We start from the raw sequence: 17,585 nt of genomic DNA on the forward strand, positions 1-17,585 counted from the left end.
TTACAACCCGGTTTGCGAGAGGTTCCCGTTTCGCCCCCCGCTCCGGCGACCGGGGGCACCCCGCGACCCCTCGCGTCATCTCGAATTCCTACATTATTTCAAACACCTACCTGCTCTGCGAGCGCCCCCCGGGATTTTCGCGTCACTCCACCGCTCGCGGCGGGTCCGCCCTCCTCCTTCTACATGCCTCCGCCTCTCCTTGCCCAGCCCCTTCCGTTCTCCGCTGGGATCTTGCCGCCCTCTCCTTTGCCTCCGCCGCTCGCCATGCGACCTCCTGCGCCCCCTCGCCGGCGGGCTGCGCTCGCCCTGCACCTCGGACCACATCGTCCCCGCCTCCGCTCGCGCATCCCCCACCTCGCCCGACCTCATCCCCGCCTCGCCCGACCTCATCCCCGCCTCGCCGGACTCATGGTACGGACCGGTGGCCTGGGTAACGGTTCAGACCGGGAGCCTGGGTAGCACCCGGACGGACCGGGAGCCTGGGTGACACATGTCGTAGAGGGTCGGCGACGGAGGATCGCTGGTGCCCTGGAAAGAGACATGTTCAGTGGACGAGAGGCTTCAGTTCATCGCGCAGGTCAACGAGTCGGACGAGACGTTCGCGGAGCTGTGCCGACGGTTCGGCATCAGCCGGAAGACGGGGTACAAGTGGGTGGAGCGTTACGAGCAAGCCGGACCTCGTGGTCTGGAGGAGCGGCGGCCCGTGGCGCACACGTTCCCGCATGCGACGCCAGCGGCGATCGTCAACGCGCTGGTCGAGCTGCGGAAGGAGCGACCCACCTGGGGTCCGAAGAAGCTGCGCGCCCGGCTGGAGAGCATGGGCCTTGAGGGGCTGCCGGCGACGAGCACCATCGGCGAGCTGCTCAAGAAACACGGGCTGATCCGGCCCCGGCGGCGCCGCGTGGTGATGCCGACGTCAGCGATGCCGTCGACGCTGGCTCCAGCGGAGCAGCCTAATGACACATGGTGCGCCGATTTCAAGGGGCATTTCGCGCTTGGCGACAAGACCCGGTGCCACCCGCTGACGTTGACGGACCAGGCGTCGCGGTACTTGCTCAAATGCGAGGGCGTAGCGAAGCCGGACGAGGCCTCGGTGCGGCCGCACTTCGAGCGCGCGTTCCGCGAGTTTGGGCTGCCGAATCGTATCCGCTCCGATAACGGCCCGCCGTTCGCCACGCAGGGCATTGGAGGGCTCTCGGCGCTGTCGGTGAGCTGGATCAAGCTCGGCGTGGTTCCCGAGCGCATTGAGCCCGGCAAACCGCAGCAGAACGGCCGGCACGAGCGCATGCACAAGACGCTGAAGGCGGAGGCGACATCGCCGCCCGAAGCCACGCTCGCGGCGCAGCAGCGCGTCTTCGACCGCTTCCGGCACGAGTACAATGACCAGCGGCCTCACGAGGCGCTCGGCCAGAGGACGCCGGCTTCGCGCTACACGCCGTCGCGGCGGACGATGCCGAGCAAGCCCTCCTCGCCGGAGTATCCGGACACGATGGCCGTGCGACGCGTGGGGGACATGGGTCGGCTTCAGTTCGGTGGCGCGAACACCTTCGTTTCCAAGCTGATCGCCAACGAACCCGTGGGGCTGCTTCCGATCGCCGACGACGTCTGGGAGCTGTACTACGGGCCGGTTCTGCTCGCGCAGGTCACCTTGAAGAACAAGGAGCTGCAGCTCGCCAAGGCACGGTGACCTGCGCGCACTCACGCCGGAACGTGAGGAGAGGCTCGCGTGTACCGAGACCGCGGGAAGCGGTTCGTGTATAGATCCTGGCGGTCCGAGAGAGCGCGGTGAGCGTGTCGCGTCGACGAGGATCCGGCCCCTGTTCCCAGTCCTCCCGGAGCAGGGGCCCGTAGCTCAAGGAAGTGTCACCGCTGCTCCCGGTCAGAACTGTTACCAGGGCTCCGCTCGTACACATCCCCCACCTCGCCGGACTCATCCCCCACCTCGCCGGACTCATCCCCCACCTCGCCGCGGTCCCCCGCCGCCTCCCGGGCCTTCTCCTCCGCGGGGCGTTCGCCCTCCGGGCCGGGGGATGTGCCCGCCGGCCAGGGGATCCGCTCCTCCGCTCCGGCTCTCCCGTCCTCCGCCCCGGTTCCGCGCTCACCCGCGCCGGGCCCCCCCATTCCACGCCCCCCGCCGTGCCTCACCGCCTCGGCGTTGCTCTCCCGATTCCCGTGGGAGCGCGCCCATCGCACGCCGGCCGAGCACGCCGGCGCTCGTCGCCGGTCAGAAGGTCGAGCGGGTGCCCCTGCTCCCTCCGGGACGCCGCACGACCGAGGACACCGCATGACCGACGACGCCGCGGCGCTCGTCGCGCACAACGCCTCCGCACGGCGCCTCCGCACGGCCGCTCCGATCGGCTCCCTCCGCGTGGCCGCTCCGATGGGCCCCTCCGACGCGCTCTCGACCCAGCTCCACACAGCTCCACGCGCCACCGGCCCGAACGGTCAGCCGGCACGCGACGCCCTGCCAGCGCGCCGCCTCCGATCCGGGCCGCACGGGCGCGCCCCCACGCGGCGATCCATGCTCGCGGCGATGCCCATCTTCGAGAAGCGCACGCGCATCGCCGCGCCCCCCGAGCGGGTCTTCGCCTTCCACGAGCAGCCCGACGCGCTCGAGCGCCTCACGCCGCCCTGGGAGCGGATGCGCGTCCTGGAGAGGACCGGCGGCCTCCAGGTCGGCGCGCGCGCGATCGTCGAGACGCGGGTGGGCCCCGTCTCGCTGCGCTGGATCGCGGAGCACACGCGCTACGAGCCGGGTCGGCTGTTCGAGGACACGCAGCGCAGCGGGCCGTTCCGGCGCTGGGTCCACACGCACCGCATGGACCCCGACGGCGCGGGCGGCTGCTACCTCACCGATCACGTGGAGTACGAGCTCCCGTTCGGCGCCATCGGCCGGCTCGGCGGCGCCCGCTTCGTTCGCCGCAAGCTCGAGCGGATGTTCGACTACCGCCACGAGGTGACGCGGCGGGCGTGCGAGGCCCCGGCGGAGTAGCCCGCGCCGCGCGCCGCCTCGCCATGCCCCGCGCGCCCGCGCCCGCGCCGCCTCGCCATGCCCGCGCGCCCGCGCCGCGGCCCCTGCCCTCCTCGTCAGCGGCGCGGATCGCCCTCGGGCCGCCCGCCCGGGTGGGCCGGATCGAACTGCGCCGGACGGTCCTTATGCGGACCGTCCGCCGTGTATCCCCGCTGCGAGACGCCCTGCTGGCGGGCGATCTGCTCGACGTCGCTCGCGCCCTGCGTGGTCTCGTCGTCTTCCAGGTGCCGCGTCGGCGCCCCCGGCTCCTGCTGCTCGCCGCCGACATGCGGCTTGGCCTGCTCGGTCTGCTCGGACATCTTCGTGGGCTCCTTCGTGGGTTCCATGATTTGCCCCTGGAGCCCGACGGCGGCGTGTAAAGCCCCTGGTTGCCAGGATAAGCATCGGATCCAAGATTCATGGACAGGGCAGCGCCGCGCGCGCGGCGAGAGCAAGGAGAAGGAGCATGGCTATCTACCGTTGCGGCCGCTGCGGCTCGATCAACCGGGTGGCGGACGAGCGGGTGCGGGATCGCCCCCGCTGTGGCCGCTGCAAGGCCCAGCTCGACACGGCGGGCGCTCCGCAGCCGGTGGACGGGGCCGCGCTGGCTCAGGCGATCGCGAGCTCTCCCGTTCCGATCCTGGTCGATTGCTGGGCCACCTGGTGCGGCCCGTGCCGCACGGTGGCGCCGATCGTCGACGCGCTGGGGCGCAACCACGCGGGCAAGATGCTGGTCCTGAAGCTGGACACCGACGCCGATCCCGCCGAGGCCGGGCGTCGGCGCATCCAGGGGGTGCCGACGTTCCTGCTCTTCCACGGCGGACGCGAGCTCGACCGGCGCACCGGCGTGGCGTCACGCGCCGATCTGGAGCGCTGGATCGCGAGCCACACCGGGCAGCCGCCCGCGCGCGCGAGCCACCCCTGAGCGCGATCCCGGATCAGGCGCGCGCCGAGATCACCAGTCCGCCTCGATCACCCCGCCGGTATGTTGCGTGCTGGCGGGCGTGTACTGGTGCACCTCGAACCGGTTGCCGTCCGGGTCCGTGAGCCAGATCTGGTAGGTGTTGTCGCAGCCGAGCTTCTTCTCCGTGAAGGGCACGCCGCGGCGCTTCAGCGTGGCCATGACGGCATCCATGTCCTCGGTCTCGAGGCAGAAATGGGCGATCCCGGTGTTCACCACCTCGCCGAGCGTGCGGTCCTCGAACATCTCCACGAAGTTGCCGTCGGCGATCTCGAGATAGGCCCCGAACGGCGCGCCACCGCGGGTGAAGCGGAACTTGATGGTGAACCCGAGCTTCCCGTAGAAGTCGACCGAACGCTGCAGATCTCGGACGTTCAGGCACACGTGCGCGATGCGTTTGAACATGGGCGGAGCTCCTCTGTCGACCGCGCCGTGCCGGACGGGGTGGCGCGCGAGGGCGGAGACTAGCCGATCGCGCCGCGCCGTCGCCAGGGCCCGCCGGGCCGCGCGCGTGGCGTGCGCGCGGGCGCGCCTCGGCACGGCGCTCCAGCGCGAGCCGGTCGCGCTCCACCGCGGCGCCGCCGAGAGCAAGGCGCGCGGCGACCGTGACATGGCACGTGACCTCCGCGCGCGGCGACCGTGACATGGCACGTGACCTCCGCGCGCGGCGACCGTGACATGTCACGTGACCTCCGCGCGCGGCGACCGTGACATGTCACGTGACCATCGCGCGCCGCGGAGCGCCTCGAACCCAGGTCCTGGCGCCGGCCAGCGCTCGCCGCCCCGGGTTCGAACACCGGCAGGTGCGCTGGCCGCGCCGCGCTGGCTGGTATGCGCGTTGCGTCCGTGGCGCCCGCGACCCGCGAGGCAGACGGGCAGCAGCCGAGTTGCGCTCTGACCGCCTCGGCGACAAGCTCGCTGCGACCGGCGAGCCACGAAAGGACGGCTCTGTGACATCTCTCCCTGCACAACCGAATCTGACCGACAAGAACCGCGCCTCTCGGAGGCGCCGCCGCCCTGTCTCTCCCGGGGCCGCGCTCGCGGTGAGCCTCGTCGCCGCGTGCACCGCCGACCACGGGGCGGAGGACCTCGGGGAGCTCACGTCCATCGCGCCGGCCGAGCTCCGGGTCCTGGGGCCCGGCAGCGTCGACACCGATGGGCGCCACACCTGCGCGATCTTCGAGGGGGGGTTCGTCAAATGCTGGGGAGACAACGCCTACGGCCAGCTCGGGCTCGGCGACACGCTGGACCGCGGCGTCTCCGCGGCCACGACCTACGATGACCTCCCGTTCGTCAACCTCGGGACGGGGCGCACGGCCAAGGCGATCGCGACCGGCAGCGATCACACGTGCGCCCTGCTCGACGACGACACGGTCAAGTGCTGGGGCTACAACTCCTCGGGCCAGCTCGGCCTCGAGCTCGAGAGCTACTTGAACATCGGCGATCAGCCGTACGAGATGGGCGACAACCTCCCGACCGTCGACCTCGGGACGAACGGCCTCGGCGCGCCTCACACGGCGAAGGCCATCTTCGCCGGCCACAACGCCACGTGCGCCCTCCTCGAGGACGACGCGCTCAAGTGCTGGGGGAGCAACAACTACGGCAAGCTCGGCCTCGGCCGCGGCCTCCCGTATTGGACCACCGTGGGGAGCCGGTCCAGCGAGATGGGCGACGATCTCCCGGCCGTCGATCTCGGCACGGGCCTCTTCGCCACGCGCGTGGCGATCGCGAACGACCACATGTGCGCGCTGCTCAACACGGGCGAGGTCAAGTGCTGGGGCGACAACGAGGACGGGAACCTCGGCCTGATGTCCGGCGACCCCGGCTCCCCAGCTCACACCACCGACCGCGGCGACGCGCCGGGCGAGATGGGCGACGACCTCCCGGTCGTCTACCTGGGGTTGGACCGCACCGCCAAGGCGATCACCGCCGGTTACAATCACACGTGCGTCATCCTCGACACGGACGAGGTCAAGTGCTGGGGGGGCAACGAGGCGGGCGAGCTCGGGCTCGGCGACACCAACGAGCGGGGCAATGACGCCAATGAGATGAGCACCCTCGCGACCGTCGACCTGGGGTTATCCCTCACCGGGGACCACACCGCGAAGGCGATCGCCGCCGGCGGCAACCATACGTGCGTCGTGCTCGACGACGATCGGATCAAGTGCTGGGGGAGCAACTCGAGCGGAGAGCTCGGCTACGAGGACTGGAACCAGCGAGGCCACACCGCCGCGAGCATGGGTGACGGGCTGCCGTACGTCGACGTCGGGACGGACATCGACAGCGAGGATCCGCTGATCCCCCTGTCGATCGTCGCCGGCGGCGACCACACATGCGTCATCGACTCCGGCAAGCGGTGGATCAAATGCTGGGGCTCCGATCACGACGGCAGGCTCGGCGTCGGCATCCCCACCGACGACGGCCGCCGCGGCGACGACAGCGGCGAGATGGGCAACGCGCTCCCCTACACCCCCGCGGGCAGCCAGACGGCGCAAGGGCTCAGCGTGGGCAGGAACCACGCCTGCGCGCACCTGACGACGGGCGGCGTCAAGTGCTGGGGATACAACGCGAGCGGCCAGCTCGGCCTGGAGGACAACGTCAGCCGAGGCGACCAGCCCTACGAGATGGGCGTTTACCTCTCCAACACCCTCATCGGCGACGTGACCTCCGTGATGGCGGGGAGCCATTTCTCCTGCGCGCTCAAGCTGCTCCCCTCGTCGTCGCAGACCGGCATCACGTGCTGGGGCGCCAACTACGTCGGCAGCCTCGGCACGGGCAACGCGGCCACCCTCGGCGACAACGCAGGCGAGATGGCCAGCCTCGACTTCATCCACCTGGGCGCGGAGCGCACGGTCACGTCCGCGTCCGTCGGCAACGGCCACGCCTGCGCCGTGCTCGATGACGGCTCGGTCAAGTGCTGGGGGTTCAACGGTAGCGGCCAGCTCGGCCTCGGCGACAAGGACAATCGAGGTGACGGCTCGGGCGAGATGGGCGACGCGCTCGACGCCATCGATCTGGGCCCCGATCGCACGGCCAAGGCCGTCTCTGCCGGAGGGGGGCACACGTGCGCCTTGCTCGACGACGACACGGTCAAATGCTGGGGCGAGAACAATCATGGCCAGCTCGGCCTCGGTGACGAGAGCGACCGGGGAGACGCCCTCGGCGAGATGGGCGCGAGCCTCCCGACGGTCCCTCTGGGCGACGGGCGCACCGCCAAGGCCATCTCTGCCGGGTACGACCACACCTGCGCGCTGCTCGACAACAACGCGGTCAAGTGCTGGGGGAAAAACGGCTACGGCCAGCTCGGCCTCGGCCACACGAACGACATGGGCGACGGGCCCAACGACATGAGCATGCTCCCCACGGTTCACCTGGGCCCTGGGCGCACCGCCAAGGCCGTCTCCGCCGGCGAGGATCACACGTGCGCCTTGCTCGACGACGACACGATCAAGTGCTGGGGGAGGAACGACAGGGGCCAGCTCGGCCTCCACGACACCTCGCCGCGCGGCATCGGCACCGGCCAGATGGGGAGCTTGCTTCCCAGGGTCGACCTGGGCTTCGGCCGCACCGCCAGGGCCGTCGTGACCTCCGTCACGAGCCCCGTGACCTGCGCGCTCCTCGACACGAACCAGATCAAGTGCTGGGGCGAGAACCTGAGCGGCGGCCTCGGCTCCCCCGGCTGCGGCGGGGCCACCCCCCATTGCGGCGATGATCACTTCGAGATGGGCGACAGCCTCAAGGTCGTCGATCTCGGCTTCGAGGACTAGCTCTTCGGCGGGGAGTCGGGCTGGGAAGCGAACCGCCATGACGCCAAAGGCGCCAAGAAGCCAGGGGGACTGCAGGCCCAGATGCCGGGACGTCTCTTCCCCTCTCCTCTTGGCGGCCCTGGCGCCGTGGCGGTCTCTCTGCTGATCTGGGGCAACTTCCCGCGCCAGAGATATTCCGGGCAGACCCCGGCGCCCATTTCGGTTTCTGCATGCGGCGAGGCGCAACAGGCCATGTCCGCGCGCGATGAGGTTGAAGAAAAAAACTGGTCGACTCCCCTCCTCCCGTCGTAGTCACAGCGTCGTGCCGGGCACGTCGCACGAGGTCCTGATCGTCGCGTTGCGCGAGCAGCCCGGGCTGCTCGGCGCGCTCGTCTCCGCGCTCACCGGCGTGAAGCTGCCGCGGAGCCTCAAGCCGTCCGACGCCACGCTCCGCTTCGTCAAGGCCGCCGAGCTGCGGCTGGATCTCGTCTACCGCGGGGGCCGGCGGCGCTGGGTCCTGGTCGAGCTGCAGCGCAGCGTCGACCCGGCCAAGCGCCGCCGATGGCCGCTCGCCGCCAGCCTGCTCCACGATCAGACCGGCGTGGCCGGCGACGTGCTCGTCATCACCGCCCGCCGCGCCGTCGCCCGCTGGGCCGAGCGCGTGGCGTGCGTGCGCACGCGCCTCGGCACCGTGCTCCAGCTCAAGCCGGTCGTGCTGCACCTCGGCGCCGCCGAGAGCAAGGCGCTCCTCGACGAGCGCCACCCGGAGCTCGCGCTCTTCGCGGCGTGGGCCATGCAGCACCGCCACGGGCCCGGGGCGCGCGCCGTCGTCGAGCGGGCGTTCGAGCTGACCGAGCGGCTGCCCCCCGCGTTGCGACGCGCGCAGCAGCGTGCGATCCTGTCCGTGCTCAGCGAGCGCATGCTGGCGCTCCTCAGGGAGGCCTCGATGAACCCCGACAAGATCCCCGAAACCCCCGCTGCCAGGAAGCTCCGCCTCTTTCTCGAAGCGCAGGGACGGAAGAAGGGCCGCGCCGAGGGTGAGGCCAAGGGCCGCGCCGAGGGCCGGCAAGAAGCGCTGATGACGCTGCTGCGAGCACGCGGGCTCTCGCCCTCGCAGGACGACGAGGCGCGCATCCGGGCCTGCACCGACCCGGCGAGGCTCGATCGATGGATCGCGCGCGCCGCCACGGCCACGTCCGTGCGCGAGGCGCTCGGGACGAGGGCCCCGGGCGCGAGGGCTCGCCCCCGCGCGCCCGGCCGCCCCCGGCCGGCGAGCGCGTCGCGATCCTGAAGAGTCTCCACCGCGCCCGCCCCTCTTCGCGGGTCGTCGCCGTCGCAGCGCCCTCTGCGGGCGCCATGGTGCTCTCCGCGGTCGCCTCGGCCTTCCGAGGCAGCGCCAGGGAGGACATTTCCGCCGGCGCATGCGACTCCGCCGCCGGCGCACACGACTCCGCCGCCGGCGCATGCGACTCCGCCGCCGGCGCATACGACTCCGCCGCCGGCGCATGCGACTCCGCCGCCGGCGCATGCGACTCCGCCGCCGGCGCCTACGACTCCGAAAAATCAAGGACTGGACGCGGAGTTACGCGTACGCGTCGGGTGCTCGCTCGGTCCCCGTACGGTCGCCCCGTTCACGAGGGAGGTATCCACATGCAGAACAAGGCAGGAAACGAGAACACTCCGCCGGGCCCGGAACACCCTATTCCGGGCAGACCTCATCATCCATTTCGGTTTCTGCATGCGGCGAGGCGCAACAGGCCATGTCCGCACGCGATGAGGTTGAAGAAAAAAAACTGGCCGACTCCCCTCCTCCCGTCGTAGTCACAGCGTCGTGCCGGGCACGTCGCACGAGGTCCTGATCGTCGCGTTGCGCGAGCAGCCCGGGCTGCTCGGCGCGCTCGTCTCCACGCTCACCGGCGTGAAGCTGCCGCGGAGCCTCAAGCCGTCCGACGCCACGCTCCGCTTCGTCAAGCCCGCCGAGCTGCGGCTGGATCTCGTCTACCGCGGGGGCCGGCGGCGCTGGGTCCTGGTCGAGCTGCAGCGCAGCGTCGACCCGGCCAAGCGCCGCCGATGGCCGCTCGCGGCCAGCCTGCTCCACGATCAGACCGGCGTGGCCGGCGACGTGCTCGTCATCACCGCCCGCCGCGCCGTCGCCCGCTGGGCCGAGCGCGTGGCGTGCGTGCGCACGCGCCTCGGCACCGTGCTCCAGCTCAAGCCGGTCGTGCTGCACCTCGGCGCCGCCGAGAGCAAGGCGCTCCTCGACGAGCGCCACCCGGAGCTCGCGCTCTTCGCGGCGTGGGCCATGCAGCACCGCCACGGGCCCAGGGCGCGCGCCGTCGTCGAGCGGGCGTTCGAGCTGACCGAGCGGCTGCCCCCCGCGTTGCGACGCGCGCAGCAGCGTGCGATCCTGTCCGTGCTCAGCGAGCGCATGCTGGCGCTCCTCAGGGAGGCCTCGATGAACCCCGACAAGATCCCCGAAACCCCCGCTGCCAGGAAGCTCCGCCTCTTTCTCGAAGCGCAGGGACGGAAGAAGGGCCGCGCCGAGGGCGAGGCCAAGGGACGGGCCGAGGGCGAGGCCAAGGGACGGGCCGAGGGCGAGGCCAAGGGACGGGCCGAGGGACGGCAAGAAGCGCTGATGACGCTGCTGCGAGCACGCGGGCTCTCGCCCTCGCAGGACGACGAGGCGCGCATCCGGGCCTGCACCGACCCGGCGAAGCTCGATCGGTGGATCGCGCGCGCCGTCACGGCCACGTCCGTGCGCGAGGCGCTCGGGACGAGGACCCCGGGCGCGAGGGCTCGCCCCCGCGCGCCCGGCCGCCCCCGGCCGGCGAGCGCGTCGCGATCCTGAGCGGCGCCCTCGCGGCACGCTGCCCCCTGGCCTCGAACCAGGCGGAGCGGACGAGGATGGCGGACGAGGGCAGCCAGGCAAACCCGGCGGAAGACCACGCGCGCCAGCGGCCGAGATCTCCCGCGAGCGCTCATCCCGCCGGCGGGAGCGGGGCAGCCCCGCCGCCGAGCCACGCGAGCGCCGCGCGCGTCCGGTCCTTCGCGTCGTTGTCGATGACATCGCCGTGGGCGATGACGACGCGCTCGAAGTCCCACGCGAGGATGTCGGCGACGCTCCGCGAGGTCGCGGCGCGATCCCTGATGAGCACGCGCCACACGCGATCCTGCGCGGTCTTCTTCCAAGCGCCGCCGAGCCAGAGGAAGACCTTCATGCCGAAGCCGCGGACCTCGTGCACGTTGAAGAGGAGATCCGTCACGAGGAGCGTCCGCGAGCGCGCGTGCAGGAACACGTGCTCCGTGATGTACGGCGCGCCCTCCACGAGGCGCACGGCGAGATCCTCGCCGATCTCCGGCGCCACGCCGGACCGAGGCAGCGGGGTGAAGCGAAGGCCAGACAGCTTCTTCTCGAGCCCGGGCGCCCCGAGCACGCTCGCGCGCGGCCAGCGTTCGGTCGCGGCCTTCAAGAAGAGGTGATGGAGGCAGCTCGGGGCGACGAGGGCGCGCACCTCGCCGAGCGCGTCGATCGCCCTGGCTGTGGCGTCGTCGAACGCGAGCGGCGAATGGATGATGATCCCGCCATCGGCCCGCCTCACGACCGTCGTGCGCGACGGCAGGAAGCCGACCGGCAGCCGGAGGTCCCTCTCGTACGCCCACACGTCGCCAGCGATCGCCCGGAGCATGCGCTCATGCAAGGTGCGCCCGACCGCGGCGTCAAGGCACCTCGACGGCCGCCGGCCGCCCGTGGCGCGCGCCTCGCGCTCCGATCGACAGGAGGCGAGCCCAGATCGACGCTCTCCGCACGGGAGCGCGCTCAGGTGCGCTGAGCACCGAAAACGTCGAGGTGGGCCCGTATCCGAAGCGGGTGACCGCCGATCTAGATATTGACCTTGTAATTCAGCGTGACCTCGTCGCCGTGCATGCCGCGGAACCCCCAGTCGTGGGGCGGTGACTCCGAGATGCAGATCTCGATGTCCTGGTGGCTGATGCCGACCTCATCCCGGATCCGGTCGAACAGGAGCCGCACGAGCTTCTTCTTCGTCTCCACGCTGCGCCCCGTCATCATCGAGATCTCGATGATCGTGTACGCGTCGGTGCGCCCGCCCGGCGCCAGCATGTCCTCCCGCTCCATCGGGAAGAAGCGGTGCGCCCGCTTGTCCGCCGGGAACTGCAGCGCTTCCATGACGCAGGCGTGGATCACCCCCGACAGCTTCTCCTTCACGGGGTTGAGCTTGTCCTTGATCCCGTAGATCTTCACTTGAGACATGACGGTTCTCCTGGTGTGAGAGCGGCTCGAAACGAGGCCTCCGCCGCGCCTCGGCGCCCGCCGCTTCTACCGGCCGGGCACGACGGTCGCAACCCGAGATGTTCGCCCGCCCCGCGCGGCGCCCTCGCCTCAGGGCTGCCGCGCCGCCGGCCCCCTGTCGCTCCACTCCTCGTCGTCCGGGTCCTCGCCCCGCGGCCCGGGGGGCCCCCCGGACGGCTGCGCGGCGGCGGCCTCGTCGCGCTCCTCGCGCTCGTCCTCGGCGACCCCGGCGGCCTCCGCCGCGCTCGCCGCCTCCGCGGCGAGCGCCATCCGCTCGGCGAGCGGCCGCTCGGGCAGCTCGAGCAGCGGGCCGTCGCCCAGCTCGCCGACCAGGTTGAGGTACGCGTTCATCGCGTGGCAGACCGAGTCGGTGCGCACGTAGCGGTCCCGGACGCTCCAGAACACCCCTCCTTCGGCCGCCTTCGGGTTCTTGACCACGAACGCGTTGTCCGGCCCGTAGGTGTATTGCAGGAGCAGCCGGATGGCCGCGATCGTCGCGTCCTTGTACGGCGCGCAGCCGCCTCTGCCCTCCTCGCGGCAATAGAGGTACACCTCCGACATCACCTCGGCGAGCCACCCGTTGCCGCTGCTCGACAGCGACCTTTGCCAGCGGCCATAGCGGTAGACGTCCTCCGGCCGGCGCCACTGCCGCCGGAGGAGATCATCGGCGCAGCGGAAGACGGCCTGCTCGAAGCGCTCCTCGCCGCTCGCCCTGGCGAAGTCGAGCAGCGACAGCACCGCCCACGAGCTCGAGATCGGGTTGGGCTTCCGGTAGTCGTCGCCGAGATAACAGCCCTTCGTGGAGATCTTGCCGAGCAAGTACCCCGCGGTCTGGGCCGCCGCGTCGAGGAACTTCCGGTCCTTCGTGGCCCGGTAGGTGCGCGACAGCGCGGAGAGGACCTGCCCGGTGTAGAGCATCGACTCCTTCCCCTGGACCTTCCACGCGCCCCCCGCCTGCCCGGTGAGGACCGAGCGCACGCTGCCGTCCGGGCGCTGCATCGATACGAGCCAGGTGGCCGCGAGCACGGCCGACTCGAGGTACCTCTTCTCCTTCGTCAGCGCGTGCAGCTCGAGCAGGGTGAAGATCGATTTCGACGCCGTGCCGACCACCAGCCGGCGCTCGGGGCGCTGCCGCTCCAGGTCGAACGCATAGAAGAAGGCGCCGGCCGTGCGATCGCGCTGCTCGTGGCTCTGCATGCGCATCATGAAGCCGGCGGCGTCCTTCGCGGCGCGGAGGAGGCGCTCGTCGGGCCTGTACGCGTTGAGCTTCAGCAGCGTGAACGCCGTGGACGCGCTGTAGATCGTGTGGAGCTCGGGCTCGAACCGGTCGACGGGAGCGTGGTAGTACTTGTGAACCCCCTTGTGCGCCGGATCGATGACGCGCAGGAGATAGCGCTTGCCGTCCTCGATGCGCCGCTGGAGGAGGGCCTTGTCGAGGACGCGGACCGGCACGAGGCCGTGGGTGAGCTCGACGCCCTTGCCCTGGTGCTCGACCATCGCCTCGTGGTGGTCCGGCAGCTCCACGACGAGCCGCGCGCCCGCGAGCGCCTCGCGCGCGCCGCCGGCCGCGGCCACGGCGCGGCGGGTCGCGTCCTTCAAGGCCACGCACAGCCCCGCGTCCGACGCCTCGCCGCGCGCGATCTGCTTGCCGTCCTGATAGCCCCACACGACGGCACGGAATGGGCGCTTTGACGAGAGGGGCAGATCGCAGCTCACCTTGTCGCCGCCCGCGGCCACCTGGCGGACGAAGGCGATCACGCGGTCGCGGAAGACGCCGTTGTCGAGCTCGGCGCCCGCGCCGCCGCCCTCGGGGACCTGGATCGCCGGGTCGGGCACCCGGGACAGGTTCGCCGCGATCTGGGCGGCGAAGCGACCGTCGCCCCGGGGCGCGGCGATCTTCGTCACCCCCGGGGCCCTGCGACTCGCGCTCTCGGCCGCGGACGGCGCGGCGGATGACTGCGCGGCGGCGGGCGCCTCGCCCGGCGTGCGGCGCTCGCAGGCCGTCGTGAGGGCCCCGGTGATCGCGGCGAGCATCGCCAGAGACGAGAGGGAGAGAGCGCGCGCGGAACGCATGGCAAGTCCCCTGGAAGAAGCGCTTTCGACGCGTATCAGCAACCCCTGGGCCCCGCAAGCGCGAACGGGGCGCCGCCCTCCCCGCGCGGCGAGCTCGGCCAGGGCGTGTGGCGCGCGCGGAGAAATGCGTCCATCGAGACGCCAGCCGCCCACATGGCCGGCGATTGTGCGCATCGCGAGCCCCGTGCTTGCTCGCCGTTCACGGCGCTTTCACCTTGTTCCAGGGGTAGCCTGTACCCCATAGAATGTAGGCTCCACCACTTGGCTGGAGTCGATGCAACACACGGAGGTGGTATGAGATTCTTATTCTTCGAACGCGGCGTGGCGTTCCCATGCTGGCTCGGAGCGGCGCTCCTCGTGCTCGCCCCAGGATGCGCGCCCGGCGCGAGTGGCCCGGAGAGCGACAGCGCCCAGGGAGACACGCTCGAGGACACGGCGGAGAGCGGCGAGGCCCTCTCCGGCACGTCCTTCGTATCGGCGGACGACTGGTATCCGTCGTACTACCATGGCGAGGAGGAGGAAGAAGAAGAAGAAGAAGAGGAGGAGGAGCGCGAGCTCGAGGAAGGCGACATCTACCGGGTCCTCGGCGACGGGCATCTCCTGAACCTCAACGCGTACCGCGGCCTGCAGGTCATCGATATCCATGACCTGGAAGCCCCGACGCTGGTCGCGCGGGCGCCCATCGCCGGGACGCCGGTCGAGATGTACGTGGATGGTGACCGCGCGATCGTGCTGATGAACGGGTGGGGCGGTATGCGCGCCACCCCCGGCAGCCTCGCCGTGTCGCGCGACGAGGGGGGGTCGGTCCTCGTCTTCGACGTCTCGAACCGGCATGCGCCCACGCTCCTTTCACGGGTCGAGGTGCCCGGGCGGATCACGACCAGCCGGTACGCGAACGGCGCGGACCGGGACGCCCTCTACGTGGCCGCGTCCTACAACGGCTGGGGCGAGGACACGGACGGCGAACACCGCTGGATCAACCGGGCCTTCGTCACGAGCTTCGACGTGACCACGGGCGCGCTGCTCGAGCGCAGCCAGCTCGACCTCGGCGGCTACGTCACGGCGATCCACGCGGAGCAGGACGTCCTGCTCGTGGCGCAGGCCCCCATGGAGTGGAACGAGCAGAACAGCAAGGTATCCATCGTGGATATCGCCGAGCTCGACGGCAGCATGACGCTGGGTGATACCGTCTCCGTGGCCCGGCACGTGCGCTCGCAATTCCACATGGACTTCCGCAATGACCAGCTGCGCGTCTTCTCGGGCCCGGAGTGGAACGACGGGTCATCGAGCTACCTGCAGACGTGGGACGCCTCCGATCGCCACCGCCTCACGCCCATCGACCAGGACGACTTCGGCGCCGGCCAGTCGCTCTTCGGCGCCGTCTTCCTCGACGACCGGGCGTTCGCGGTCACCTACGAGCGCACCGATCCGTTCCACGCGTTCTCGATCGATCCGGACGGGCACGTCGAGGAGAAGAGCGAGTTCATCGTCTCCGGCTGGAACGACTTCTTCCGGCCGGTGCTGGGTGCGACCCGCCTGATCGGGATCGGCATGAACGACGAGAACGGGCGCAAGCTCGCGGTCAGCCTGTACGACATCACCGACCTGACCAACCCGAGCCCGCTGATCACGCGCCGCGAGGTGGCCGGGGCCGACGGCGACTGGAACTGGTCGGAGGCCAGCTGGGATCACCGGGCGTTCACCGTGCTCGACGACGCGGTGAGCGTGACGGCGCCGGGCGGTGAGACCGAGACGGGGCTCGTGCTGCTGCCGTTCTCCGGATGGAGCCAGCAGAATGGACGGCGGGCCTGGGTGTCGGCCGTGCAGATCTTCACCTTCTCGAGCACGACCGTGACCCGCCGCGGCGTGATGCCCCACGGGTCGCCCGTGCGCCGCGCGTTCCCCGCCGGCCCGACCGTCGCCGCGAACCTGTCCGACATGGAGCTGAGCCTCTACGATCGGACCGATCTCGACAGCCCGGCGCGGCTCGGCCGGCTCTACCTCGCGCCGGATTACGTCAAGGTCTTCGCGTACGGCGATCACCGCGTGCGCATCCGGGGCCCCGAGGAGGACGCCTGGGTGCCGAAGCAGGACAGGACGGCCATGGCGGAGGTGATCGCCGCGACCGACATCGCCGATATCGCGACGCCGGTGGCGAGCTTCGAGGTGGCGCCGGACGCGTCCTACTTCCAGGTGGGCGACCTGCTCGCCGTCGTGGCCACACGGGCCGTGGGCTGGCCCGTGTTCGAGACCACGGTCCGCGTGTTCGATCTCTCCGATCCGACGCGCCCGCGGCCGGCGGGGCAGCTCGTCACGACGGAGCTCGCCTCCCAGGGCGACGGCTACGAGATGCCGTCGTACCATGTCACGAACCGGTCGCTCGCCGCCGTGCGGCGCCGCGAGACATGGGACAACCACGGCCCGATGACCCAGTGCGAAACGTACGTCCCGCGTCATCCCGCCTGCCCCAGCTCGGGCGATTGCACGCAGATCGTCGGGCGTCGCTCCTGCAGGACCCTCGACGGCGGACCGGAGTACTGCGTCGGCGGCTTCGCCGAGTGCGTGAAGCGCCCCGGCGCCGAGGTGGTCTGCACGCCCGTCGTCGACGAGGCCGCGATCGAGGGCCAGCTCTCCACGTTCTGTCGTGATCAGCAGGGCAGCCGCGCGACGGAGGAGCTGGCGATCCACGTCATCGATCTCTCGGACCCCGATCACCCCCGCCTCTCGCCCGCGATCACGCTCCCGGCGGGCGAGGAGGGCGTGAGCGCGCTGGCGCAGCACGGCGACCTGTACGTCACGGTCAAGCAGCCGACGACGGTGCCGGACGACCCGCGCCCCCATGCGCGCTATTTCTTCCGGCGCATCGACCTCTCCCGTCCGGCGGCGCCCGCCGTCGGCCCCGCGATCAACGTGCCCGGCGAGGTCCTCGACGTGAAGGGCGCGAAGCTCATCACGCGCGACCGGGTGTGGGGGAGCCAGTTCATGGAGACCGCGCTCGCGAGGATCACGCTCCACAACGGGGCCGCGCACCTGAACAACGTCCACCGGTTCCCGGACAAGAGCGTCGGCAACATCGCCGTCGACGAGCACCGGAGGACGCTCCTCACGCACGGCCCCGTCTGGGCGTACGCCGGATGGCCCGGCAGCCTGGGCTCCGGCCGGAAGCTCGCGATCCTCCAGCCGGAGTACGTGCGCACCCCGAACGGGTTCGACGTGCTCTCGGAGACGCCCATCGACCACGTGATGTCGCTGCGGCCCATCACCGCCGCGCGGCGGGCGTTCTTCAAGTCGCAGGCCGGCACGCTGATGGTCGACATCGAGGACCCGCGGCGGCCCGCGTCGCAGGCCTTCTTCTGGTCGTGGGACGGCGACTTCCTGATCGACCGGGGCGAGGTCCTCATGCCCGCGCGGCGCTTCGGCCTCTTCCAGCTCGACCTCGACGCGTCGAACCTCCTCGGCCCGGCCGAGTAGGCGCCGCCCAGCGGG

12 protein-coding genes are annotated in these 17,585 nt (G+C 71.2%); 7 read left to right on the plus strand and 5 right to left on the minus strand.

The genetic code is table 11. The annotated features are described in order from the left end of the window. Positions 1-523: 523 nt before the first annotated feature. Both WMF31_RS30330 and WMF31_RS30335 read left to right on the plus strand, forming a co-directional pair. Positions 524-1,687 (plus strand): IS481 family transposase, encoded by a 1,164-nt coding sequence (locus WMF31_RS30330; protein WP_129346352.1) that lies wholly within the window; start codon positions 524-526, stop codon positions 1,685-1,687. A gap of 846 nt (positions 1,688-2,533) precedes the next feature. Then, entirely contained in the window at positions 2,534-2,992 is a 459-nt protein-coding gene (locus tag WMF31_RS30335) for an SRPBCC family protein (protein ID WP_436605288.1), read from the plus strand. A 95-nt stretch (positions 2,993-3,087) separates the two neighbouring features. Here the strand turns inward: WMF31_RS30335 and WMF31_RS30340 are convergent, their stop codons facing one another. Further along, positions 3,088-3,357, minus strand: a complete 270-nt coding sequence (locus tag WMF31_RS30340) for a hypothetical protein (protein ID WP_129346177.1) — start codon at positions 3,355-3,357, stop codon at positions 3,088-3,090. A 119-nt stretch (positions 3,358-3,476) separates the two neighbouring features. Here WMF31_RS30340 and WMF31_RS30345 point away from each other — a divergent pair, with 119 nt between their 5' ends. Continuing rightward, positions 3,477-3,935, plus strand: a complete 459-nt coding sequence (locus WMF31_RS30345) for a thioredoxin family protein (RefSeq protein ID WP_436605289.1) — start codon at positions 3,477-3,479, stop codon at positions 3,933-3,935. Between the two features lie 30 nt (positions 3,936-3,965). Here the strand turns inward: WMF31_RS30345 and WMF31_RS30350 are convergent, their stop codons facing one another. Continuing rightward, a complete protein-coding gene (locus tag WMF31_RS30350) occupies positions 3,966-4,376 on the minus strand; it encodes a VOC family protein (RefSeq protein WP_165373060.1) in 411 nt (136 codons plus the stop codon). A 638-nt stretch (positions 4,377-5,014) separates the two neighbouring features. Here WMF31_RS30350 and WMF31_RS30355 point away from each other — a divergent pair. From WMF31_RS30355 to WMF31_RS30365, 3 genes are all read left to right on the plus strand, one after another. After that, the gene (locus tag WMF31_RS30355; protein ID WP_436605290.1) at positions 5,015-7,738 is read left to right on the plus strand and encodes an RCC1 domain-containing protein; all 2,724 of its coding nucleotides are present in this window, start codon (positions 5,015-5,017) and stop codon (positions 7,736-7,738) included. A 301-nt stretch (positions 7,739-8,039) separates the two neighbouring features. After that, on the plus strand, positions 8,040-9,008 hold the full coding sequence (locus WMF31_RS30360; protein WP_436605291.1) for a hypothetical protein: 969 nt from the start codon (positions 8,040-8,042) through the stop codon (positions 9,006-9,008). A 540-nt stretch (positions 9,009-9,548) separates the two neighbouring features. Continuing rightward, complete coding sequence (locus tag WMF31_RS30365; RefSeq protein WP_436605292.1) at positions 9,549-10,565, plus strand: hypothetical protein; 1,017 nt, start codon at positions 9,549-9,551, stop codon at positions 10,563-10,565. Between the two features lie 130 nt (positions 10,566-10,695). Here the strand turns inward: WMF31_RS30365 and WMF31_RS30370 are convergent, their stop codons facing one another. From WMF31_RS30370 to WMF31_RS30380, 3 genes are all read right to left on the minus strand, one after another. Continuing rightward, a complete protein-coding gene (locus tag WMF31_RS30370; protein ID WP_436605293.1) occupies positions 10,696-11,403 on the minus strand; it encodes a DUF4336 domain-containing protein in 708 nt (235 codons plus the stop codon). A 194-nt stretch (positions 11,404-11,597) separates the two neighbouring features. Further along, complete coding sequence (locus WMF31_RS30375; RefSeq protein WP_436605294.1) at positions 11,598-11,987, minus strand: tautomerase family protein; 390 nt, start codon at positions 11,985-11,987, stop codon at positions 11,598-11,600. Positions 11,988-12,116: 129 nt separating this feature from the next. Further along, positions 12,117-14,099 carry a D-glucuronyl C5-epimerase family protein gene (locus WMF31_RS30380; protein ID WP_436605295.1) on the minus strand — a complete coding sequence of 661 codons (1,983 nt, stop codon included), beginning with the start codon at positions 14,097-14,099 and terminating at the stop codon, positions 12,117-12,119. Between the two features lie 294 nt (positions 14,100-14,393). Between WMF31_RS30380 and WMF31_RS30385 the strand changes: the two genes are divergently transcribed. Then, a complete protein-coding gene (locus WMF31_RS30385; RefSeq protein ID WP_436605296.1) occupies positions 14,394-17,570 on the plus strand; it encodes a beta-propeller domain-containing protein in 3,177 nt (1,058 codons plus the stop codon). Positions 17,571-17,585 lie beyond the last annotated feature (15 nt).

This window comes from Sorangium sp. So ce1036 (assembly GCF_051369805.1).
GTDB classification, from domain to species: Bacteria; Myxococcota_A; Polyangia; order Polyangiales; family Polyangiaceae; genus Sorangium; species Sorangium cellulosum_F.